30 protein-coding genes and 2 pseudogenes are annotated in these 18,607 nt (G+C 41.6%); 24 read left to right on the top strand and 8 right to left on the bottom strand.

Features of this window, described 5'->3' with window-relative positions:
• Positions 1-6 precede the first annotated feature (6 nt).
• The 24 genes from rplB (at position 7) to rplQ (ending at position 12,250) form a co-directional block, all read left to right on the top strand.
• On the top strand, positions 7-837 hold the full coding sequence (rplB, locus tag JMY03_RS00745) for a 50S ribosomal protein L2 (RefSeq protein ID WP_025644412.1): 831 nt from the start codon (positions 7-9) through the stop codon (positions 835-837).
• An 11-nt stretch (positions 838-848) separates the two neighbouring features.
• Complete coding sequence (gene rpsS, locus JMY03_RS00740; RefSeq protein ID WP_025644410.1) at positions 849-1,124, top strand: 30S ribosomal protein S19; 276 nt, start codon at positions 849-851, stop codon at positions 1,122-1,124.
• Between the two features lie 10 nt (positions 1,125-1,134).
• Entirely contained in the window at positions 1,135-1,464 is a 330-nt protein-coding gene (gene rplV / locus JMY03_RS00735) for a 50S ribosomal protein L22 (RefSeq protein WP_025644408.1), read from the top strand.
• A 3-nt stretch (positions 1,465-1,467) separates the two neighbouring features.
• Positions 1,468-2,196, top strand: a complete 729-nt coding sequence (gene rpsC, locus JMY03_RS00730) for a 30S ribosomal protein S3 (RefSeq protein ID WP_025644406.1) — start codon at positions 1,468-1,470, stop codon at positions 2,194-2,196.
• Positions 2,197-2,199: 3 nt separating this feature from the next.
• Positions 2,200-2,613 carry a 50S ribosomal protein L16 gene (gene rplP / locus JMY03_RS00725; RefSeq protein ID WP_025644399.1) on the top strand — a complete coding sequence of 138 codons (414 nt, stop codon included), beginning with the start codon at positions 2,200-2,202 and terminating at the stop codon, positions 2,611-2,613.
• Positions 2,613-2,810: a 50S ribosomal protein L29 gene (gene rpmC, locus JMY03_RS00720; protein ID WP_025644397.1), complete on the top strand. Its 198-nt coding sequence runs from the start codon at positions 2,613-2,615 to the stop codon at positions 2,808-2,810. The genes rplP and rpmC overlap by 1 nt, the downstream gene beginning before the upstream one ends.
• Positions 2,807-3,082, top strand: a complete 276-nt coding sequence (rpsQ, locus tag JMY03_RS00715) for a 30S ribosomal protein S17 (RefSeq protein ID WP_025644394.1) — start codon at positions 2,807-2,809, stop codon at positions 3,080-3,082. The genes rpmC and rpsQ overlap by 4 nt, the downstream gene beginning before the upstream one ends.
• A gap of 181 nt (positions 3,083-3,263) precedes the next feature.
• Positions 3,264-3,632: a 50S ribosomal protein L14 gene (gene rplN / locus JMY03_RS00710; RefSeq protein WP_025644392.1), complete on the top strand. Its 369-nt coding sequence runs from the start codon at positions 3,264-3,266 to the stop codon at positions 3,630-3,632.
• A gap of 8 nt (positions 3,633-3,640) precedes the next feature.
• The gene (rplX, locus tag JMY03_RS00705) at positions 3,641-3,958 is read left to right on the top strand and encodes a 50S ribosomal protein L24 (protein ID WP_025644390.1); all 318 of its coding nucleotides are present in this window, start codon (positions 3,641-3,643) and stop codon (positions 3,956-3,958) included.
• 21 nt (positions 3,959-3,979) lie between these two features.
• Complete coding sequence (gene rplE / locus JMY03_RS00700; RefSeq protein WP_025644388.1) at positions 3,980-4,516, top strand: 50S ribosomal protein L5; 537 nt, start codon at positions 3,980-3,982, stop codon at positions 4,514-4,516.
• Positions 4,517-4,528: 12 nt separating this feature from the next.
• Positions 4,529-4,834, top strand: a complete 306-nt coding sequence (gene rpsN, locus JMY03_RS00695) for a 30S ribosomal protein S14 (RefSeq protein ID WP_025644387.1) — start codon at positions 4,529-4,531, stop codon at positions 4,832-4,834.
• A gap of 11 nt (positions 4,835-4,845) precedes the next feature.
• Entirely contained in the window at positions 4,846-5,244 is a 399-nt protein-coding gene (gene rpsH / locus JMY03_RS00690; protein ID WP_025644385.1) for a 30S ribosomal protein S8, read from the top strand.
• Between the two features lie 263 nt (positions 5,245-5,507).
• Positions 5,508-6,041, top strand: a complete 534-nt coding sequence (gene rplF / locus JMY03_RS00685; protein WP_201558529.1) for a 50S ribosomal protein L6 — start codon at positions 5,508-5,510, stop codon at positions 6,039-6,041.
• 11 nt (positions 6,042-6,052) lie between these two features.
• Complete coding sequence (rplR, locus tag JMY03_RS00680) at positions 6,053-6,403, top strand: 50S ribosomal protein L18 (RefSeq protein WP_025644381.1); 351 nt, start codon at positions 6,053-6,055, stop codon at positions 6,401-6,403.
• A gap of 2 nt (positions 6,404-6,405) precedes the next feature.
• The gene (gene rpsE, locus JMY03_RS00675) at positions 6,406-6,921 is read left to right on the top strand and encodes a 30S ribosomal protein S5 (RefSeq protein ID WP_025644379.1); all 516 of its coding nucleotides are present in this window, start codon (positions 6,406-6,408) and stop codon (positions 6,919-6,921) included.
• A 20-nt stretch (positions 6,922-6,941) separates the two neighbouring features.
• On the top strand, positions 6,942-7,121 hold the full coding sequence (gene rpmD / locus JMY03_RS00670; RefSeq protein WP_071003155.1) for a 50S ribosomal protein L30: 180 nt from the start codon (positions 6,942-6,944) through the stop codon (positions 7,119-7,121).
• Positions 7,121-7,561: a 50S ribosomal protein L15 gene (gene rplO, locus JMY03_RS00665; RefSeq protein WP_025644375.1), complete on the top strand. Its 441-nt coding sequence runs from the start codon at positions 7,121-7,123 to the stop codon at positions 7,559-7,561. Before rpmD ends, rplO begins: the two co-directional genes overlap by 1 nt.
• A 19-nt stretch (positions 7,562-7,580) precedes the next feature.
• A complete protein-coding gene (secY, locus tag JMY03_RS00660) occupies positions 7,581-8,912 on the top strand; it encodes a preprotein translocase subunit SecY (protein ID WP_201602044.1) in 1,332 nt (443 codons plus the stop codon).
• 31 nt (positions 8,913-8,943) lie between these two features.
• A complete protein-coding gene (rpmJ, locus tag JMY03_RS00655) occupies positions 8,944-9,060 on the top strand; it encodes a 50S ribosomal protein L36 (protein WP_025644371.1) in 117 nt (38 codons plus the stop codon).
• Positions 9,061-9,325: 265 nt separating this feature from the next.
• Positions 9,326-9,682, top strand: coding sequence for a 30S ribosomal protein S13 (gene rpsM, locus JMY03_RS00650; protein WP_025644369.1), 357 nt, complete (start codon positions 9,326-9,328; stop codon positions 9,680-9,682).
• A 20-nt stretch (positions 9,683-9,702) separates the two neighbouring features.
• Positions 9,703-10,092: a 30S ribosomal protein S11 gene (gene rpsK / locus JMY03_RS00645; protein WP_025644368.1), complete on the top strand. Its 390-nt coding sequence runs from the start codon at positions 9,703-9,705 to the stop codon at positions 10,090-10,092.
• A gap of 48 nt (positions 10,093-10,140) precedes the next feature.
• Positions 10,141-10,782 carry a 30S ribosomal protein S4 gene (gene rpsD, locus JMY03_RS00640; protein ID WP_025644367.1) on the top strand — a complete coding sequence of 214 codons (642 nt, stop codon included), beginning with the start codon at positions 10,141-10,143 and terminating at the stop codon, positions 10,780-10,782.
• Positions 10,783-10,863: 81 nt separating this feature from the next.
• Complete coding sequence (locus tag JMY03_RS00635) at positions 10,864-11,871, top strand: DNA-directed RNA polymerase subunit alpha (RefSeq protein WP_025644365.1); 1,008 nt, start codon at positions 10,864-10,866, stop codon at positions 11,869-11,871.
• A 19-nt stretch (positions 11,872-11,890) separates the two neighbouring features.
• Entirely contained in the window at positions 11,891-12,250 is a 360-nt protein-coding gene (gene rplQ / locus JMY03_RS00630; protein ID WP_025644362.1) for a 50S ribosomal protein L17, read from the top strand.
• A gap of 202 nt (positions 12,251-12,452) precedes the next feature.
• Here rplQ and JMY03_RS00625 read toward each other — a convergent pair whose 3' ends face one another.
• The 8 genes and pseudogenes from JMY03_RS00625 to JMY03_RS00590 form a co-directional block, all read right to left on the bottom strand.
• Positions 12,453-13,073 carry an L-threonylcarbamoyladenylate synthase gene (locus JMY03_RS00625; RefSeq protein WP_201600061.1) on the bottom strand — a complete coding sequence of 207 codons (621 nt, stop codon included), beginning with the start codon at positions 13,071-13,073 and terminating at the stop codon, positions 12,453-12,455.
• Positions 13,074-13,223: 150 nt separating this feature from the next.
• Positions 13,224-13,598, bottom strand: a pseudogene (locus JMY03_RS00620) (elongation factor P hydroxylase); the annotation flags it as partial.
• 394 nt (positions 13,599-13,992) lie between these two features.
• Complete coding sequence (locus JMY03_RS00615) at positions 13,993-14,490, bottom strand: elongation factor P hydroxylase (protein WP_102094158.1); 498 nt, start codon at positions 14,488-14,490, stop codon at positions 13,993-13,995.
• 105 nt (positions 14,491-14,595) lie between these two features.
• The gene (locus tag JMY03_RS00610; RefSeq protein WP_057758729.1) at positions 14,596-15,015 is read right to left on the bottom strand and encodes a hypothetical protein; all 420 of its coding nucleotides are present in this window, start codon (positions 15,013-15,015) and stop codon (positions 14,596-14,598) included.
• A 1-nt stretch (position 15,016) separates the two neighbouring features.
• Positions 15,017-17,056 carry a hypothetical protein gene (locus JMY03_RS00605; RefSeq protein WP_201600047.1) on the bottom strand — a complete coding sequence of 680 codons (2,040 nt, stop codon included), beginning with the start codon at positions 17,054-17,056 and terminating at the stop codon, positions 15,017-15,019.
• Positions 17,053-17,643 carry a hypothetical protein gene (locus JMY03_RS00600; RefSeq protein WP_201600044.1) on the bottom strand — a complete coding sequence of 197 codons (591 nt, stop codon included), beginning with the start codon at positions 17,641-17,643 and terminating at the stop codon, positions 17,053-17,055. Before JMY03_RS00600 ends, JMY03_RS00605 begins: the two co-directional genes overlap by 4 nt.
• A 130-nt stretch (positions 17,644-17,773) precedes the next feature.
• Positions 17,774-18,157: pseudogene (locus tag JMY03_RS00595) on the bottom strand (transposase family protein); the annotation flags it as partial.
• Between the two features lie 8 nt (positions 18,158-18,165).
• The gene (locus tag JMY03_RS00590) at positions 18,166-18,606 is read right to left on the bottom strand and encodes a transposase family protein (RefSeq protein WP_201600041.1); all 441 of its coding nucleotides are present in this window, start codon (positions 18,604-18,606) and stop codon (positions 18,166-18,168) included.
• Between the last annotated feature and the right edge of the window lies 1 nt (position 18,607).

Genomic DNA, 18,607 nt, shown 5'->3' with positions numbered 1-18,607 from the left:
ACACTCATGCCTATCGTAAAAGCAAAGCCAACATCACCAGGCCGTCGTTTTGTTGAAAAAGTGGTGCATCCACACCTTTATAAAGGTCGTCCTTATGCAGCACTTGTCGAATCAAAAGGTAAGTCAGGTGGTCGTAATAACAATGGTCGCATAACTTCTCGCCATATCGGCGGTGGTCACAAGCATCATTATCGTATCATTGACTTCAAACGTACTAAAGACAATATCCCAGCTGTGGTTGAGCGTATCGAATATGATCCTAACCGTACTGCTCATATTGCTCTACTTAAGTACGCTGATGGTGAGCGCCGTTATATTATTGCTGCTAAGAAGCAAAAAGTTGGTGATTCAGTATTATCAGGTGATACGGCTCCAATTCGTCCAGGCAACTGTATGCCGCTTAAAAACATCCCTTTGGGTACTGTGATCCATAATATCGAATTAAAAATCGGTAAAGGCGCACAGATGGCTCGTTCAGCGGGTGCAAGCGTACAGCTACTAGGCCGTGATGGTATCTACGCGATTCTACGTCTACGTTCAGGCGAGACTCGCCGTGTACACGTTGAGTGCCGTGCGGTTATTGGTGAAGTATCTAACACTGAAAACAACTTGAAGTCACTTGGTAAAGCCGGTGCCTCACGTTGGCGTGGTGTTCGTCCTTCAGTCCGTGGTGTCGCTATGAACCCGGTTGATCACCCACATGGTGGTGGTGAAGGTCGTGTTAAAGGTCGCCATCCAACTAGCCCTTGGGGTCAGAAGTCTAAAGGACTTAAAACGCGTCATAATAAGCGTACTGACAATATGATCATCCGTCGCCGCCGCGCCAAGAAGAAATAAGGAAGAATTTCATGCCTCGTTCATTGAAAAAAGGCCCATTCATTGATGCGCATTTGTTTGCCAAAGTTGAGAATGCTATTGACACCAACTCACGCAAGCCCATTAAAACATGGTCGCGTCGCTCGATGATTCTGCCCCAAATGGTTGGCTTAACCTTATCTGTTCATAATGGCCGTACTCACGTACCTGTCATTATCAGCGAGCAGATGGTTGGTCATAAACTAGGTGAATTTGCCCCGACTCGTACGTATCGTGGTCACGGCATTGACAGAAAAGCAAAAAGATAAGGTGCTTACCATGGAAGTAACTGCAAAATTACGCGGTGCCGCCATCTCGGCACAAAAAGTTAGACTCGTTGCTGATGAAGTTCGTGGCAAGCCGATTGAGCGTGCTTTGGATATCCTAACGTATAGCAATAAAAAAGGCGCAGTCTTTGTTAAGAAATGCCTTAACTCAGCCATCGCCAATGCCGAACATAATCACGGCCTAGATATCGACGACCTAAAAGTTGCGACTATCTACGTTGATGAAGGCATTACGCTAAAGCGTATCCTACCACGTGCTAAGGGTCGCGCTGATCGTATCAGTAAGCGTACCTGTCATATCACTATAAAGGTAGGAGAATAAGCTATGGGTCAGAAAGTACATCCAATCGGAATTCGTCTTGGTGTTGTCAAAAAGCATAATGCAAACTGGTATGCTGATCCAAAGCAATACTCAGAATACCTCATCAACGACATCCAAGTTCGTGAATACTTGCGCAAAAAGCTAGACAACGCGATGATCAGCAACATCACGATCGAGCGTCCTACTGGCGCCGCTAAGATTACCATCGCCACTGCGCGTCCTGGTATCGTTATCGGTAAGAAAGGCGAAGATATCGAAAGATTGCAAAAAGAATTGACCAAAATTATGGGCGTACCTGCTCAGGTCAATATCGAAGAGATTACCTCGCCTGATCTTGATGCTCGTCTGGTAGCAGACGGTATCGGTAGCCAGCTTGAGCGCCGTGTCATGTTCCGCCGTGCTATGAAGCGCGCGGTACAAAACAGCATGCGCTCTGGTGCGAAAGGTATCAAAGTTGAGCTCTCTGGTCGTCTAGGCGGCGCTGAGATTGCTCGTACTGAATGGTACCGTGAAGGTCGTGTGCCATTGCACACACTACGTGCTGACATTGATTATGCGTCAATACGTGCGGAAACGACTTACGGCACTATCGGTGTAAAAGTTTGGATCTTCCGCGGTGAAATCCTTGACGGTATGAACAGTGTTTATAATCCGGTCAAAGAAGAGCAGACTCGTGCGCCAAAACGCCGTGGTCGCGGAAACTCAAACCGTCGAAACTCAGACAGAGGTTAAACTATGTTACAGCCAAAACGTACCAAGTTTCGTAAAATGCACAAAGGTCGTAACACAGGGCTCGCTCATCGTGGAAGCACCGTTGCATTCGGACAAATTGGTCTAAAATCTTTGACTCGTGGTCGTATGACTGCTCGTCAAATTGAAGCAGCACGTCGTACTATCACTCGTAAGATTAAGCGTGGTGGTAAGATTTGGATTCGTGTTTTCCCAGACAAGCCAATTACTAATAAGCCTCTAGAAGTACGTATGGGTAAAGGTAAAGGTCCTGTCGAGTATTGGGTCTGCGAAATCAAACCTGGTAAAGTGCTATACGAAATCGAAGGGGTTTCAGAAGAGCTTGCTCGCGATGCCTTAACGCTTGCAGCAGCAAAACTGCCCTTTAAAACTACCATTGTTAAGCGGACGATAATGTAATGAAGATCAGTGAATTACGTGATAAATCATTAGAAGAACTGACCCAGTTACTTGATGAAAAGCAACTTGATGCTTTCCGTATTCGTATGGCTAAAGCAACCGGTCAGTTGGGGAACACCCATGAAGTACGTGCCAATCGTCGTACGATTGCTCAGCTTCAGACTTTGATCAACGAGAAACAACGAGGCGACTCATGAGCGATAACAATCAAGCAACTACCAATGCTAGCGTCCTAACAGGACGTGTTGTGAGCAACAAGATGGATAAGTCCATCACGGTTTTGATTGAGCGTCTGGTTCGTCATCCTTTGTATGGCAAACAGCTTCGTCGTTCTACTAAAATCAAAGCCCACGATGAGAACAATGTCTGCCAACAAGGCGATCTTGTCCGCATCAAAGAAACGCGTCCAATCTCAAAAACAAAGTCTTGGACTTTAGTTGACGTGGTTGAAACTGTAGAAAAAATTTAAGTAAATTGCATTGAAAGTCAGAAGCTGTTAAAATATCCGCCTTTTTAGGGATGCTGATTGCGCCGAGCGTTTATCACACACCTATGAGTAAAATGCGGCTACTAGTATAAACCTGCCGCTTACTCATACTGTGCAAGCGGCAGCAACTGGCTTTTATTGCTCATACGTGTGGAGTAACGCTATGATTCAGGTCGAATCTATGCTGGAAGTTGCAGACAATAGCGGTGCAAGAAGAGTTCAGTGCATTAAAGTACTGGGTGGTTCTCATCGTCGTTATGCATCTGTCGGCGATATCATTAAGATAACGGTTAAAGAAGCTATTCCTCGTGGTCGTGTCAAAAAAGGCGACGTGATGAATGCGGTAGTTGTACGTACCAAAAAAGGCGTTCGTCGCTCTGATGGTTCAGTGATTCGTTTTGATGACAATGCTGCGGTATTGCTCAACCAAAACAAAGCACCAATTGCAACTCGTATTTTTGGACCGGTAACTCGTGAACTACGTGGTGATCAGTTTATGAAAATTGTATCCCTAGCACCAGAAGTATTGTGAGGTAACCCATGGCTAAATTACGTAAAGGCGATACAGTTATCGTGATTGCTGGTAAAGACAAAGGCAAGCAAGGTACTGTACAAGCTGTTAAAAACGATCGCATCAAAGTCGAAGGCATTAACATCGTCACCAAACACCAAAAGCCAAATCAGGCGACTGGTAGCGAGGGTGGTATCGTTAAGCAAGAAGCCTTTTTGCATATTTCAAATGTCGCAATCTTAAATGCGCAAACCCAAAAAGCAGACCGTATTACTTATCAGACGAACGATGAAGGCGTGAAACAACGCGTTTATCGCTCAAATGGTGAAGTAGTGGCGACTGCGTAAGACACTAAGGGTGTAATAGTAATGGCAAGATTAAAAGCTTTATATAACAATGAACTCAAGCAGCAGATTCAAAAAGAGATCGGTGTAGAAAATGTGATGCAAGTGCCTAAAATCACTAAAATCACATTGAACATGGGTGTCGGCGGCGCATCACAAGATAAGAAGTTACTTGAAGGTGCTGTAGCAGACATGACCGCTATCGCTGGTCAAAAGCCTGTTGTCACCAAAGCACGCAAATCAGTTGCTGGTTTTAAAATTCGTGAAGAGTGGCCAATTGGCTGTAAAGTAACGCTTCGCGGTGAGCAAATGTACGAATTTTTAGATCGTCTCATTGCTATTGCGATTCCTCGTATTCGTGACTTCCGTGGTTTTTCACCTAAAGCTTTTGACGGACGTGGTAACTACTCATTGGGTATCAAAGAGCAAATCGTATTCCCAGAAGTAGACTATGATAAAATTGATCGTATCCGTGGTATGGATGTGACAATCACTACGTCAGCAAGTTCTGATGAAGAAGGTCGTGCGTTACTCAAAGCATTCGGCTTCCCATTTAAATAAGGTAAAGACGTTATGGCAAAGAAGAGCATGATCAACCGCGAATTAAAGCGCGAAAAAATGGTTGCTAAATACGCTGAGAAGCGTGTGAAGCTAAAAGAAACTATCAGTGACATCAACGCAAGTGACGAAGAGCGTATGGATGCAATGTTAGAGCTACAAGCTCTACCACGCAACTCATCACCAGTACGTCTGCGTAATCGTTGTGCTATCACCGGTCGTCCTCACGGTTACTTCCGCAAGTTTGGCTTATCACGCAATATGCTGCGTGAGCGTGTCATGCAAGGCGATGTGCCTGGTGTTCGTAAAGCAAGCTGGTAAGGAGTAATCATATGAGTATGCAAGATACTGTTGGGGATATGCTAACCCGTATTCGCAACGCACAAATGGCTAATAAAGTGTCCGTAGCTATGCCAAGCTCAAAACTACGTAAATCTATCGCTGACCTTTTGGTTAGTGAAGGTTATGTAGCCAGCGCTGAAGTTAGCGAAGAAGCGAACAACAAAGCGACATTAACTATCGAGCTTAAATATTTCGAAGGCAAAGCTGTCATCGAAACTATTCAACGTTATAGCCGTCCTGGCCTACGCCAGCATCGCGGTAAAGACAATATCCCTACTGTTAAGCAAGGTATGGGTGTGGCTATCGTATCAACCAGTCAAGGTATCATGAGTGATCGTGCTGCTCGCGCTGCTGGTATCGGTGGTGAAATCGTTGCATTTGTTGCTTAATTAGCATTTTTGCTACGCAATAAAACGATAAAGTCTATTTGTATCTTATTAAGCTTACAGACTATTTTTTTGAATAGCTGTAAGCCTGATATCACATCAGCACTTACTAATTATAAATTGATAGGTGTTAATTAAGATCAATTATGATAAACTAACACGCTTTTTAGCCTGTTAGTTTTTTCGCTATTATCCTAACTGAATTTAATTTATGTTTTGATAGTGGTCAGCTAACAGATGTTTTAATTTTTTTAAGGAATATTCCTATGTCTCGTGTGGCTAAAGCCCCAGTGACACTGCCTAGCGGCGTAAGTGTTACTTTGAACGATCGGCAGGTCGAAGTGAAAGGCAAGAACGGTACTATGTCTTTACACCTGCATGAATTGGTCGAGCTGAAACAGGAAGATGATACTATCATTCTCTCACCTACAGTCGATTCAAAAGAAGCCATGATGCACACTGGCACCGTTCGCGCCTTACTTAACAACCACGTTAAAGGCGTTAGCGAAGGGTTCGAGAAGCGCCTTCAGCTAATCGGTGTTGGTTATCGTGCACAAGCTGCTGGCGATAAAATAACCCTAAACGTTGGTTATTCACATCCAGTAGAATATACGTTGCCTGAAAGTGTGTCAGCTGAAACGCCAACGCAAACTGAAATTGTTTTGAAATCAAACAATAAGCAGCAACTTGGTCAAGCAGCGGCTAATATCCGTGGTTTCCGTCCGCCAGAGCCTTACAAAGGTAAAGGTATTCGTTATAGTGACGAGCGCATTATTCGCAAAGAAGCCAAGAAAAAATAAGGTGAGAGGACATGTTTGATAAAAAAGCAGCTCGTCTGCGTCGAGCTAAAAAAACCCGTGCACATATCCGTCATTTAGGCGTTAATCGTCTTACGGTAAACCGCACACCAAAGCACATCTATGCCCAGATTATCTCTCCGAACGGTGGTGAAGTGATCGCTCAGGCATCTACCTTAGACAGCAGCTTGCGTTCAGGCGCGACTGGTAACGCTGATGCAGCGACGTCTGTAGGACAAATGATCGCAGAACGCGCAAAAGCAGCTGGTATTACGAAAGTTGCTTTTGACCGTAGTGGTTTTAAATATCATGGTCGAGTAAAAGCTTTAGCTGAAGCTGCTCGCGAAAATGGATTGGAGTTTTAATCATGGCTAGAAACGATAGAAATGATAAAAATGAACAAAGCGATGGTTTAGTAGAACGCCTAGTTACCGTTGATCGCGTTGCAAAAGTGGTTAAAGGTGGTCGTATCTTCTCTTTCACTGCTTTAACGGTAGTGGGTGATGGTAATGGCCGCGTTGGTTTCGGCCGTGGTAAAGCGCGCGAAGTACCAGCTGCTATCCAAAAAGCTTTAGAAGCAGCTAAACGCAACATGATCACTGTGGATCTTAATGAAGCCACTTTGCATCATCCTATTGCAGCACGTCACGGTGCGAGCAAGGTCTATATGCAGCCTGCATCTGAAGGTACTGGCGTAATCGCTGGTGGCGCAATGCGTGCGGTATTAGAAGTTGCTGGTGTTAAAGATGTTTTAACAAAGTGTCATGGTTCTACCAATACCGCTAACGTCGTTCGCGCGACATTCAACGGTTTACGTGATATGTCAACTCCAGAGAAGATGGCAGCAAAACGTGGTAAATCTGTAGACGAAATTTTGGGTTAACTTAGACTAGGTGAGTTACGATGAAAAAAATGAAAGTCACTCAATTTAAATCAGGTGCCCATCGCCTCAAGAGCCACAAAGCTAGCTTGAAAGGATTGGGTTTACGCCGTATTGGTCATAGTGTGGTCGTTGAAGATACTCCTTCAACTCGTGGTATGGTCAATCGCGTCAACTACATGGTAAAAGTGGAGGAAGCGTAATGGGACTTAGATTAAACGAATTATCACCAGGTGTTGGCGCGAAGAAAACTGCCCAACGTCGTGGTCGTGGTATCGGTTCAGGTCTTGGTAAGACAGGTGGCCGCGGTGTAAAAGGTCAAAAATCACGTTCAGGTTCTAGCGTTCGTTCAGGATTTGAAGGTGGTCAAATGCCTTTATATCGTCGTCTACCAAAATTTGGCTTTACCAGTAAAATGGCAATGACTACCGCTGAGGTACGTTTGTCTGAGCTGAATAAAGTTGAAGGCGATGTGATTAGCTTAGAGACTCTAAAAGCAGCTAACCTTATCCGTCACGACATGAAACGTGCCCGTGTTATGCTATCAGGCGAAGTTACTAAAGCTTATACCTTTAAAGGTATCAAAGTAACTAAAGGCGCCAAGCAAGCAATCGAAGCTGCTGGTGGTAGCATCGAGGAGTAGTAACGTGTCAAAACAATCAATGACCTCAAGTGGTATTCCGCTTAATCCTTTCGCTTTTATACGTAAGTATGACGAGCTTTGGACGCGTTTGTTATTTTTGATTGGCGCATTGATTGTTTATCGTTTAGGGTCTCATATTCCAGTACCGGGTATTAACCCGGTCAACTTGGCAGATTTGTTCTCGCGCAACGAAAACACTATTTTGAGCATGTTTAATATGTTCTCAGGTGGCGCGCTTGAGCGTATGTCAATTATGGCACTAGGTATCATGCCGTACATCTCAGCGTCAATTATTGTACAGATGATGTCGGCAGTCGTACCTTCGCTTGAAGCTCTCAAAAAAGAGGGTGAAGCAGGTCGACGTACGCTGAACAAGTATACCCGTCAAGGGACGCTTGCTTTGGCTTTGGTGCAGTCATTAGGGATGTGTGCCGGTTTGATCAGTCAGAATCTGACTTTATCTTCCGGTCTGACCTTTTATATTCCTGCTGTAACCTCATTGGTTGCAGGCGCTATGTTCTTGATGTGGCTTGGTGAGCAGATTACAGAGCGCGGCGTAGGTAACGGTATCTCAATGCTTATTTTTGCAAGCATTGTCGCCGGTACGCCAGGTATTATTTCGCAATCGATCGAACAGGTCAATCAAGGTCAGATGAACTTGATTGTACTCTTTATCTTTGTAATATTAGGCATTGCGGTAACCGCCGGTATCGTTTATATCGAACGTGCGCAGCGCCGTGTCCCAGTAAACTATGCGCAAAAGCAGCAACAAGGTCGCAAAATTTATGCTCAGCAGCAGTCACATTTGCCGCTGAAATTAAACATGGCAGGGGTTATTCCCGCTATTTTTGCTAGCTCCTTATTACTGTTTCCAGCGAGTTTAGGGCAGTGGGTTGGTCAATCGGCTGATCCTACTTTTACCCAAAAGATATTACAAAATATAGCGTTGGTGTTGTCTCCTGGACAGCCGCTATATCTAGTACTGTTTGGTGCGATGATTATTTTCTTTTGCTATTTTTATACGGCATTGGTTTTTAGTCCACGCGAGGTTGCAGAAAACCTTAAACGTAGTGGAGCGTATATTCCAGGTATTCGCCCCGGACAACAAACTCAGCGTTATCTTGACCATGTGTTAAATCGACTAACCTTTATTGGCGCGATGTACATGACGGTTATTTGTTTGATGCCGATGGTCGTTCAATCCTCATTTGGTGTGCCGTTCCAACTTGGTGGTACGTCGCTACTGATTATGGTGGTTGTGGTAATGGACTTCATCTCGCAAATTCAAGCGCATTTGATGACCCATCAATACCATGATCAGACGTTAATTCAATCACCCACTCAGCCATAAGCGAGTGTGGTGGTTATTCAAGGAGCATTCCATGAAAGTTCAAGCCTCAGTAAAAAAGATTTGTGGTAGCTGCAAGATTGTACGCCGTAAAGGTCGTGTACATGTTATCTGCACAGCTGAACCGCGCCACAAGCAACGCCAAGGTTAATTAAAAACTGATCATGGCGTTAAGCCTAAACAGTTTATTAAATTAATACTTGAAAAAAAGTGGCGGATGCGATATCATCCGCCACTTGCCGTAGTTCATACCAAAAAATTTTATAACTTCTGCTTTAGTAGCACTCTTATTATCTGTTAATGATAATAAAAGCTTCAAAGTAGGGAGATAGAAGTGAGGTATCAACAGCAACAAATCTGAAAAATGCGCTATTTATAATAAATAATGCATATTTTTCTTTAATGGAGAGAAATCAATGGCTCGTATTGCCGGCGTAAACATTCCGGATAATAAGCATGCTGTTATTTCACTAACTTACATCTTTGGTATAGGTCGTACCACTGCTCAGAAAATTCTAGAAGCAGTTGGCATTGCCCCTACTACTAAAGTTAGTCAGTTAGATGATACACAGTTAGATGCTATCCGTGCACAAGTTGCAGAATACATGACTGAAGGTGATCTTCGTCGTGAAGTGTCAATGAATATCAAGCGTTTGGTTGACTTAGGTTGTTACCGTGGCATTCGCCATCGCCGTAACCTACCTGTTCGTGGTCAAAATACCAAAAACAACGCTCGTACTCGTAAGGGTCCGACACGCCCTCTCAAAAGATAATTAACTTAGGAAGCTAAAAGATGGCTAAAGACACTCGTAGTCGCAAAAAGGTGACTCGTCGTTCAGTATCGGAGGGCGTTGCCCATATCCATGCGTCTTTTAATAACACCATTGTAACGATTACCGATCGTCAAGGTAATGCATTGGCTTGGGCCACTTCAGGTGGACAAGGCTTCCGTGGTTCACGTAAATCTACACCATTTGCCGCTCAGGTTGCAGCTGAAGTCGCTGGTAAAGCGGCTCAAGAATATGGTGTTAAGAATGTCGATGTTTTGGTCAAAGGACCAGGACCGGGTCGTGAGTCTGCGGTAAGAGCACTAGGTGCATTGGGTTATAAAATTAACAGCATCTCTGATGTAACCCCAATCCCACACAATGGTTGCCGTGCGCCGAAAAAGCGCCGCGTCTAATATTAGAGACGAAGCTTTTAATAATAAGAGCTTAAAGGAGACAGAACAATGGCCCGTTATATTGGACCAAAACTCAAATTATCACGTCGCGAAGGCACTGACTTAGGCCTTAAGTCTGGTGTTAAGCCGTATGATGTTAAAACAAAGAAAGCTGGTCGTCCACCTGGTCAGCACGGTGTAAGCCGTAACAAGAGCTCAGAGTATTCTCTACAGCTACGCGAAAAACAAAAAGTTAAGCGTATCTATGGCGTACTTGAGCGTCAATTTGCAAACTACTACAAAGAAGCGGCGCGTAAGCGCGGTGCTACGGGTGAGAACCTACTAGCTATGCTTGAGAGTCGTTTGGATAACGTGGTATACCGCATGGGCTTTGGCTCAACTCGCGCTGAAGCACGTCAGCTAGTCAGCCATCGCACTGTTATGGTAAAAAAAGCTGGCCGTGATGAGTTTGTTCGTGTGAACATTCCATCAATCCAGTTGCAAGATGGTGATGTCATTGCTATTCAAGAGAAGTCTCGCGAACAGCTACGTATTAAAAACGCTATGGAACTAGCATCACAACGTGGTATTCCAGAATGGCTTGATGTTGACAACAGCAAACTACAGGGCACGTTTAAACATGCTCCAGATCGTATTGATCTACCTGCTGAAATCAACGAAAGCTTGATCGTTGAGCTATACTCTAAGTAAGTAACGTACTGCTCAATGTTATGCTTATAGCATTGAGCCATTAACGTTAATTAATCCAGATAAACAAATCGAGGTGACATCATGATGCTAAATGCAACTGAGTTTCTAACGCCGAATGCCATTAACGTGGATACGGTTAACGAGACGATTGCGAAAGTCACGCTCGAACCGTTAGAACGCGGCTTTGGTCATACCTTAGGGAATGCCCTGCGTCGCATCTTGTTATCTTCATTACCTGGTGCTGCAGTCATCGAAGCTGAGATTGATGGTGTTGACCATGAATACTCAACTTTAGAGGGTCTGCAAGAAGATGTCCTTGACTTGCTTTTGAATTTAAAAGGCTTGGCATTGACGCTTCATGACCAAAATGAAGTATTCTTGACCTTGGATAAACAAGGTCCAGGCACCATTACTGCTGCAGATATTGAATTGCCGCACAACGTAGACATTATTAACCCAGAGTTAGTATTGGGTACGTTGAGTGAGCGCGGTCATCTTAAGATGCGTCTGCGCGTAGTGATGGGTCGTGGATATGAGCCAGCAAATCAGCGCCGTGAAGATGGTGACACCAAAGCGATTGGCCGCTTAAAGCTTGATGCAAGCTTTAGCCCAGTACTGCGGGTTGCTTATCAAGTAGAGAACGCTCGTGTTGAACAGCGTACTGACCTTGATCGTCTTATCATTGAGCTTGAAACTAATGGCACTATAGATCCAGAAGAAGCAATTCGTAAAGCGGCCACTATTTTACAACAACAGATTTCAATCTTTGTTGATTTAGAAGCTGAAGAAGCGCCTGAGCCTGTGAAAGAGAAAGAAGAGGTCGATCCTGTGCTATTACGCCCTGTGGACGATCTTGAACTAACGGTTCGCTCAGCCAACTGCTTAAAAGCTGAAAACATTTACTATATCGGTGATTTGGTACAGCGTTCAGAGACTGAACTTCTAAAAACCCCAAATCTTGGTAAGAAGTCATTAACCGAAATCAAAGACGTTTTGGCGTCTAAAGATTTAGAGCTTGGTATGCGCCTAGATAACTGGCCACCAGCTGACCTGCGGGTTGATGATCGCTTCTCTTATCGCAGCCGTTAAACATTAAGGATATTTGACTATGCGCCATCGTAAGAGTGGAGTCAAGCTGGGTCGTACCGGCAGTCATCGTAAAGCAATGTTCCAGAACATGACCAACTCATTATTTGAGCATGAACTGATCAAAACAACTTTACCAAAAGCTAAAGAATTACGCCGCGTTGCCGAGCCATTAATTACTCTAGCAAAAGAAGATAGCGTTGCTAACCGTCGCTTGGCATTTAGCCGTATGCGTAGCAAAGCTATGGTAGGTAAACTATTTAGCACGTTAGGTCCTCGTTACCAAACGCGTCCAGGTGGTTATCTGCGTATCGTTAAGTGTGGTCACCGTGATGGTGATAACGCACCTATGGCTTATGTAGAATTAGTTGACCGCGACTAGTCTATAAGCTGTTTAGGTTTTGTACAAAAAAGCGCCAATTTATTGGCGCTTTTTTTATGTCTGAAATTTAGGTCTAAAGCTATTACATTATTTGTAAGGTGCATTTTATGCACTAATGTTTAAATGGTTCTTAAAAGCAATCGGTATGTGGAACGCACCCTACGTTTAGTGAGCAGTTGAAAATACAAATAATGCAAAGCCTTTATAGTAACAAGTCGCTAACATCCGCCGCGCCCTGCCGGATAACCTCAGGTTGACTATTGGTCATATCGACGATAGTAGTCAGCTTAGTAGTCTTAATGCCGGCATTTATGAGACCATCAACTTGATTATCTAATAGCTCTTCGATATCGAAAGGATCATCTAAAATATCGTCACGATCAGGTAAAATAAGTGAGCTGGTCAAGATAGGCTCGTCCATCGCTTCTAATAGTGCTTGTGCGATAGGATTGCTCGGTACGCGAATACCGATGGTCTTTTTCTTAGCATGAGCGAGCTTTTTTGGGACATCTTTGGTGGCATTCAAAATAAAAGTAATCGGCGCAGGAGTATGCGCTTTTAGTTGTTTGAATTGGACATTATCGACCGTAGCATAAGTGGCAATCTCACTTAGATCGCGGCACAGCAAGGTGAATTGATGCTTATCATCAAGCTCGCGTATCATCTTTAACTTCTCTAAAGCGTCCTTAGCGCCTAGACGGCAGCCAAACGCATAACTAGTATCAGTCGGATAAATAAGAAGTTTGTCATCTCGCAGCATGTCAGCGGCTTGCTTGATAAGCCGAGGCTGCGGATTGTCAGGATGAATATACAGCGTTTGCATAATAGCTCCTCGTTTATAGTTGTTTTTTATTGTTTTTCTCATTTATATTAAATAAATGACGATTCAATACCCAGTATAAAATCAAAAAAGTTTTAGATAGTAGTAGTGACAGGTTACAAATGGTGGCGAATCGTTAACTGGTAATTTTTATTAATAAATTGATTGGGTGTCTTTATCAGCAAATAAGCTCAAGAGTGTTTTTAGTAAAGTCTGAGCATCCCTAGGTAAGCTTTGCGGCTGAGCGATATAGTTTTGTGCTTGCCGATAGACGTCACTGGCAAAAGTGCTACGGCTAGTATCGAATTCTGCAAATAGATTGTCTTGGGATACTTGAAAGGGGCGCTGACAGGCTAAAGTAAACAAGCACTCTAAAGCTTGCGGTTTGACCTCAACACGCTCAAAAGCATGCTGCTGGGCTTCACTGCGACCATCTGCTGCATACCAATAGCCAAAGTCGCTTAACTGTCGCCGTGCCTGTCCGGCGATACACCAGTGGCTAGATTCTAGTAAACTCTTAACTATAAATGTACATTACTAAGTTATTGATTGATAAAGAAGTAATTGTAATGATGTAAAATCAGCTTCTTGATAAAAAAATGTACAATATTCCTCATAAAAGGAGATATTGTACATTAAGTGAGTCATTGGAATTATCACTTTTCAAAGCACTAAGAAGCTTATATTAGCCGTGTATATACAATCGAGACATATCAATATTTTATTTTTGATGAATAGATCGGGACTTTTTGTTGGTTCTTCTCTTAGTAGATATTCTTTGTTTTTTCAATAAAATTGGGAAGGCTAGAATATTTACTATAGTTATCATCGGCTGAATAGTAGCCTGATGAATATACTTCACATGACTGCTTTGAAATTTTAAAATTAAGTAAGTATGAATTTGCAATATGTAGTTAATAAACTAATTATCCCTTAACGTAGAAAAATCTGTATGCATTAATGTTTCTAAAGCTATTCTAGCCGTAGGAGGAGGATTCGTAATCATCTCTTGATAATTAACTTCTAAGTTTTTTAGAAACATCTCTGATATCGGTCGACCTGAAAAATCATCAAAGCTAGGTGAAAAATGTATACCTATAGCTTCACACATAGCCTTTTCTAAGCCTTGAGGTCTTGCTTCAACCAATTGAAATAGCTCTTGCTCTTCACTTGTTCTACCACATTCAGTATACCAGTAACCATAGTCATCTAATTTGCGTCGTTTTTGCCCTGCCAAACAGTAATGAGCAATTTCATGTAATAGGCTTCTTGGGTAGTTTTCTTTAAAAAAGATCTTCGCATTTGTATCTGCTTTTGGCGCTTCATAGTAGGGTTCATCTACTCCACCAATTATGGTTAGAGTAGGAAACAGATGTTCAAATAAAATTTTTAGTTTGTTACACAAATGATCGTCATTCATAGGAATACTTTTAAGGCATCTTAATAGCCGTAATATGAGAAAAATAAAGCTTTAGAGAGGCTTTATTCATAGATTGTATTTGAGCTAAACAGGAACAAGATTAAGCTATTTATTAGATCTTTTCACTAATCTTATATGTGGAGAATCTGCTAACTCTCTTTGAAGTTCAAAATTCTGTCTTAGAATGTTAAGATAATCTTGCATTATAATGTCATATTCTTCTTTTATCATGTCGTATTTCAAATTAGCTTTTATTTTGAGCTCTTTTTCATGTTTTAACTTAGTAGAAGTATTAGGTTTTTCTTGAGCACGATTTTTGCGTTCTTCTTCCGCTTTTGTTATTGCTTCGCAAAGTTCTGGATATCTCTCATTACGGACATACCCTTTTCCTTTACCTGCCTCTCTACCTACAGCGTCTCTAGTAAACTTAAACCGTGATGACTTTGTATTGACAATTTTGGCTGTACCATCTTGTAGACGATTCAAAGCATCCCAATAAGCCTGTTCTGCCTGGCTAGTTTTCATGTTATTTCTCTTGATTTACTTCTAATACTGAAAGAAGACTGTCTATTTTTTTAATACTCACTTCGTATTCATGATGAACACGCTTTGGAATATCTAAAGTGAGTTGAGACTTATAAAAATCTTTAGTTTGTAGCAAAATACTTTTGGATTCTGGTGAAAACACCGCATTTTCACAGCTAATACAAGCAGATGCCAATACACCAGCACCTTTATCACAAGGTTTAATAGACATACATCCGCCAACTAAAGTAGATCGATAACGAATTTTGCCATTTTTGACTGCTTTCTTAGTACTATTTCTATTATCTAAGAACTTAGGAAGCTTATTCTCTACTTTTCTTTTTTGTAGATTTTTACCAGCTGCACCAGTTAGTGTCACCCCGCTATCTAACAATTCATGCAAACTATCTGACTCTACTCTTGCTTGGGCCTCCTGCCATTCCTTTTCCATAGCTTTGACTTCAGGGCCGTTGCCTAAAATATTTATCGCTCTAGAGTTTGAGTCCGTGTAATAGACTGTCATCATCATGCTTATATGTTTTAGCTGGGATTTAAGGGTAGGATATGAAACATAACCACTAGAAGCAGCATACACGGCTAAGGAGCGTCTAAACTGATGAAAGCCTAAAGGCCAAGGCTCACCTAATTTAATATTATTAGGTATTTCATCGCCGTATAAAAATTGACTGACTTCCTTTAAGTCTTGTTCTGAAATCAATAAGTGCTCTGATGACATTATTTTTTGAATGAGGTTGCTATTTAAGGCAGTTGTTGCATAATCAAAATGCGGATGAGGCTTTCCAGATTTCCCATTTTCAATTGAAAAAAACAACGGTAACTTACTCTCATCTTCTGCCACCTGACTCTTATTAGCAGACCAGTTCAAAGCTCCTTGAGTGATAAATTTAGCTGCTTCAAAAGCTTCTTCAACAATTGAACCTGTTACCCATTTTGTAAATCTTGGTACTCCATTACTTTCCAATTTTGTTGTAGTTGACCATACTACAGGTATATTTCCAGTATCGGAATGAATATGTCTTAGCCCGTTGAAAGGGATAGATAGTAATTCATTTTTACGCATACCTGTAAACGCAGCTATAACAAAAGCGCTTTTCATCTGTATTTGACCTAGGCTGATTGTTAAACTTAACCAACTAGCATTCTTGATGATGTTTAAATCTGTTAATTCTGCTAAAATATTAGTTAGCTTTTTATCTCTCTTTAAGGCAGTTTTCCAATAAAATGAGACTAAACTTGTTTGTGATTTATTAAGCTTACTTATGGGCATACTCTGATCTAGTCTTAAAGCTTCATCCCTTACTTTAGTACGTGCAGAAAAAACATATGATATCTTCTCAGCATGCTTATTAAAAATCTGTAAGCTTTCAATGGTATCTTTTAGCAGGTTCTGATAAATGCGTGAAGGGATAATCATAGTTTGAAGACCTTGAGAGGTTTCAGGGAAAGACTTTCTAGTTTTTCTTAAACTGCTTGAAAATTCTTCTGAAGGTTGTATATTGCACCAAAAATTGTTTCGATTTAAAACAGATGCTGTATCAATAAACCTTTGTATCTTGCCTAAATGCAAACCTATTTGTTTCTCCGTCGAACTATTAGTTACTAGGAAGTCGATTGCACTACTGTCAGTAAATATATTATTAAAGTCAATATTATTGTTTACACAGTAACTAACTAGGAAAGATATAGCGACTATATCACTATTCAATTTTGACATAGAACATCCATTCATCTCACAATTCCAATTGAGAGTAAATACCTTCAAGAATTTAACTGCTGATTTGAATTTTTTGCCGTCGGTATTAATAGATGAGGATAGGTTCCGAATTTTAGTTCTAAAATTAATAGTTCTATGTGAATTGCTAGTAGCACTATAGTCCCAAATATCATCAGAGAATAATGATAAAGCATCTCCACTCTTGGAAAGCGTTACAATCAAATCAGATGATGGGTTCTCGATTAGGTCTTTAGATATTGGTTGTATCTCTTTAACAAGGGGTTCACGCATCATTATTTTGGTCATAAACTTAAGCTTTTTCTGTTAGATTCTGAGGCTACAGTGAGAAAATTTATATGCTCATCCCAATACTCATTATAAATTTGCATTTTTATTTTTTGTTCAGCATCATCAACGAGTTCAATTACTCTATTATCTTTTCCTTTAAGAATATTGATAATCTCGTCAATTCTAAATAGTGATGGTTCTATAGAGAGAAGATGATATTCAGGATCATCACGAATCATAGAAGACTTTAGTAGAGCCTCCTTCAAACTTAATAGTTTATGTATATCTTCAAAATCTATATGAATTGCAAAAAATTCACAGAACAAACAACTTTCAAATGTAGCACAGGAAGGGTTGGGGGCTTCATTATTAAAGCCCAATGCCTTAACAGGATCATTATCTGATAGGTTAGAACAAGATCCTGCTGGTATTTTCTCCGTATCATAGTTAGTTGAAGTCTTGATAGATATAGTTTGTTCATTAGTTCGATTAGACCTAAGAACTGCGGTAATCATTTTTTCGTGATAATGATTCATCTCTATTGCTTGAGACTCAATATCGATCGAAGTGTAAGATTTAGCTACTGTAGTTAAAGAGTTATTCAACTTCCTAGCTACTAATGACAAATTTCCTTTAGAATGTTTTATGTAGTATTCCGCACATAGGTTTCTAATGTCTCTAGCAGTAACCCTTTTAACCCCTTTAAAAAGTGGAGTATTAGACCTCTTGCAAAAGTCATAGGTTAAGCTCGGAATTAATGATACCAGCAAACAGCTTCATTCTAAGATCATAGCGCTGACGACGGTTGCGATATTTATGAGCCACGATTTTAAACAACTTGATTAAGCCTATTTTGTGCTCAACCACAATACGGAACTTTGCCAGATAGTGATTGGCCTGTTTGCATATCTCCAGTAACTGACCACCACGTGGCTTTTTAAAAGGGGTGAAGGTTTGCTTATGTAGCTTTGCTATACCTTGATAGCCACTATCTGCTAGTAATTTAGCATTGTCAGGAAGCCAATCAGGACAAGTATCTTTATAGAGCTTAAAATCGTGGATTGACCCTTTGCAGGTTTGCACATCAAGTATCAAGCCGGTTTGCCAATGGACGATAACCTGCGCTTTTAAGGTGTGTTGTTTTTTCTTGCCGCTGTAGTAGTCGCTTTGGTTTTTTTTGGACGCTCAATAGGGGTTTCGGTGGCATCGACGATGACGACTGACCAATTGATGTCCTCATCGACACGACTAGGCAGCTTTTTAGGCAATTCAAACTTGCCAGAGTCAATCAGTGTGTCTTCTACTTTACGAATGATACGGCTAGCAGAAGACTCATGAATACCAAAGTCCATACTGATATGATAAAGCGTGCGGTATTCACGCCAATAAGTCAGGGCTAGTAGTATCTGCTCCTTAAGACTGAGCACACTTGGTCTGCCTGATTTGGTCTTAGATGCTTCATGCTCTTGCATGGCATCAAGCATCTCATAAAAGGTGGCTTTATGAATGCCAGTGTAGCGTTTAAAACCAGCGTTACTTTGTTTGAGTAGCTTATCTATGTTTGGCATG

Source organism: Psychrobacter submarinus (assembly GCF_904846685.1).
Lineage (GTDB): Bacteria > Pseudomonadota > Gammaproteobacteria > Pseudomonadales > Moraxellaceae > Psychrobacter > Psychrobacter submarinus.
Note: the sequence above shows the minus strand (reverse complement) of the source record. Positions and strands in the feature narration are given on the sequence as shown.

Bases quoted from the DNA above. Each gene is read 5' to 3' on its own strand.
- rpsQ (WP_025644394.1), top strand. From the start codon at position 2,807: ATGAGCGATAACAATCAAGCAACTACCAATGCTAGCGTCCTAACAGGA.
- rpsN (WP_025644387.1), top strand. From the start codon at position 4,529: ATGGCAAAGAAGAGCATGATCAACCGCGAATTAAAGCGCGAAAAAATG.
- rplE (WP_025644388.1), top strand. From the start codon at position 3,980: ATGGCAAGATTAAAAGCTTTATATAACAATGAACTCAAGCAGCAGATT.
- rplX (WP_025644390.1), top strand. From the start codon at position 3,641: ATGGCTAAATTACGTAAAGGCGATACAGTTATCGTGATTGCTGGTAAA.
- rpsH (WP_025644385.1), top strand. From the start codon at position 4,846: ATGAGTATGCAAGATACTGTTGGGGATATGCTAACCCGTATTCGCAAC.
- rpmD (WP_071003155.1), top strand. From the start codon at position 6,942: ATGAAAAAAATGAAAGTCACTCAATTTAAATCAGGTGCCCATCGCCTC.
- JMY03_RS00625 (WP_201600061.1), bottom strand. From the start codon at position 13,073: ATGCAAACGCTGTATATTCATCCTGACAATCCGCAGCCTCGGCTTATC.
- JMY03_RS00610 (WP_057758729.1), bottom strand. From the start codon at position 15,015: ATGAAAACTAGCCAGGCAGAACAGGCTTATTGGGATGCTTTGAATCGT.
- rpsM (WP_025644369.1), top strand. From the start codon at position 9,326: ATGGCTCGTATTGCCGGCGTAAACATTCCGGATAATAAGCATGCTGTT.
- rpsE (WP_025644379.1), top strand. From the start codon at position 6,406: ATGGCTAGAAACGATAGAAATGATAAAAATGAACAAAGCGATGGTTTA.
- rpsS (WP_025644410.1), top strand. From the start codon at position 849: ATGCCTCGTTCATTGAAAAAAGGCCCATTCATTGATGCGCATTTGTTT.
- rplF (WP_201558529.1), top strand. From the start codon at position 5,508: ATGTCTCGTGTGGCTAAAGCCCCAGTGACACTGCCTAGCGGCGTAAGT.
- rpsC (WP_025644406.1), top strand. From the start codon at position 1,468: ATGGGTCAGAAAGTACATCCAATCGGAATTCGTCTTGGTGTTGTCAAA.
- rplP (WP_025644399.1), top strand. From the start codon at position 2,200: ATGTTACAGCCAAAACGTACCAAGTTTCGTAAAATGCACAAAGGTCGT.
- rpsK (WP_025644368.1), top strand. From the start codon at position 9,703: ATGGCTAAAGACACTCGTAGTCGCAAAAAGGTGACTCGTCGTTCAGTA.
- rpsD (WP_025644367.1), top strand. From the start codon at position 10,141: ATGGCCCGTTATATTGGACCAAAACTCAAATTATCACGTCGCGAAGGC.
- JMY03_RS00590 (WP_201600041.1), bottom strand. From the start codon at position 18,606: ATGCCAAACATAGATAAGCTACTCAAACAAAGTAACGCTGGTTTTAAA.
- rplB (WP_025644412.1), top strand. From the start codon at position 7: ATGCCTATCGTAAAAGCAAAGCCAACATCACCAGGCCGTCGTTTTGTT.
- JMY03_RS00605 (WP_201600047.1), bottom strand. From the start codon at position 17,056: ATGACCAAAATAATGATGCGTGAACCCCTTGTTAAAGAGATACAACCA.
- secY (WP_201602044.1), top strand. From the start codon at position 7,581: ATGACCTCAAGTGGTATTCCGCTTAATCCTTTCGCTTTTATACGTAAG.
- JMY03_RS00615 (WP_102094158.1), bottom strand. From the start codon at position 14,490: ATGAATGACGATCATTTGTGTAACAAACTAAAAATTTTATTTGAACAT.
- rplO (WP_025644375.1), top strand. From the start codon at position 7,121: ATGGGACTTAGATTAAACGAATTATCACCAGGTGTTGGCGCGAAGAAA.
- rplQ (WP_025644362.1), top strand. From the start codon at position 11,891: ATGCGCCATCGTAAGAGTGGAGTCAAGCTGGGTCGTACCGGCAGTCAT.
- rplV (WP_025644408.1), top strand. From the start codon at position 1,135: ATGGAAGTAACTGCAAAATTACGCGGTGCCGCCATCTCGGCACAAAAA.
- rplR (WP_025644381.1), top strand. From the start codon at position 6,053: ATGTTTGATAAAAAAGCAGCTCGTCTGCGTCGAGCTAAAAAAACCCGT.
- rplN (WP_025644392.1), top strand. From the start codon at position 3,264: ATGATTCAGGTCGAATCTATGCTGGAAGTTGCAGACAATAGCGGTGCA.
- JMY03_RS00635 (WP_025644365.1), top strand. From the start codon at position 10,864: ATGATGCTAAATGCAACTGAGTTTCTAACGCCGAATGCCATTAACGTG.
- rpmC (WP_025644397.1), top strand. From the start codon at position 2,613: ATGAAGATCAGTGAATTACGTGATAAATCATTAGAAGAACTGACCCAG.
- rpmJ (WP_025644371.1), top strand. From the start codon at position 8,944: ATGAAAGTTCAAGCCTCAGTAAAAAAGATTTGTGGTAGCTGCAAGATT.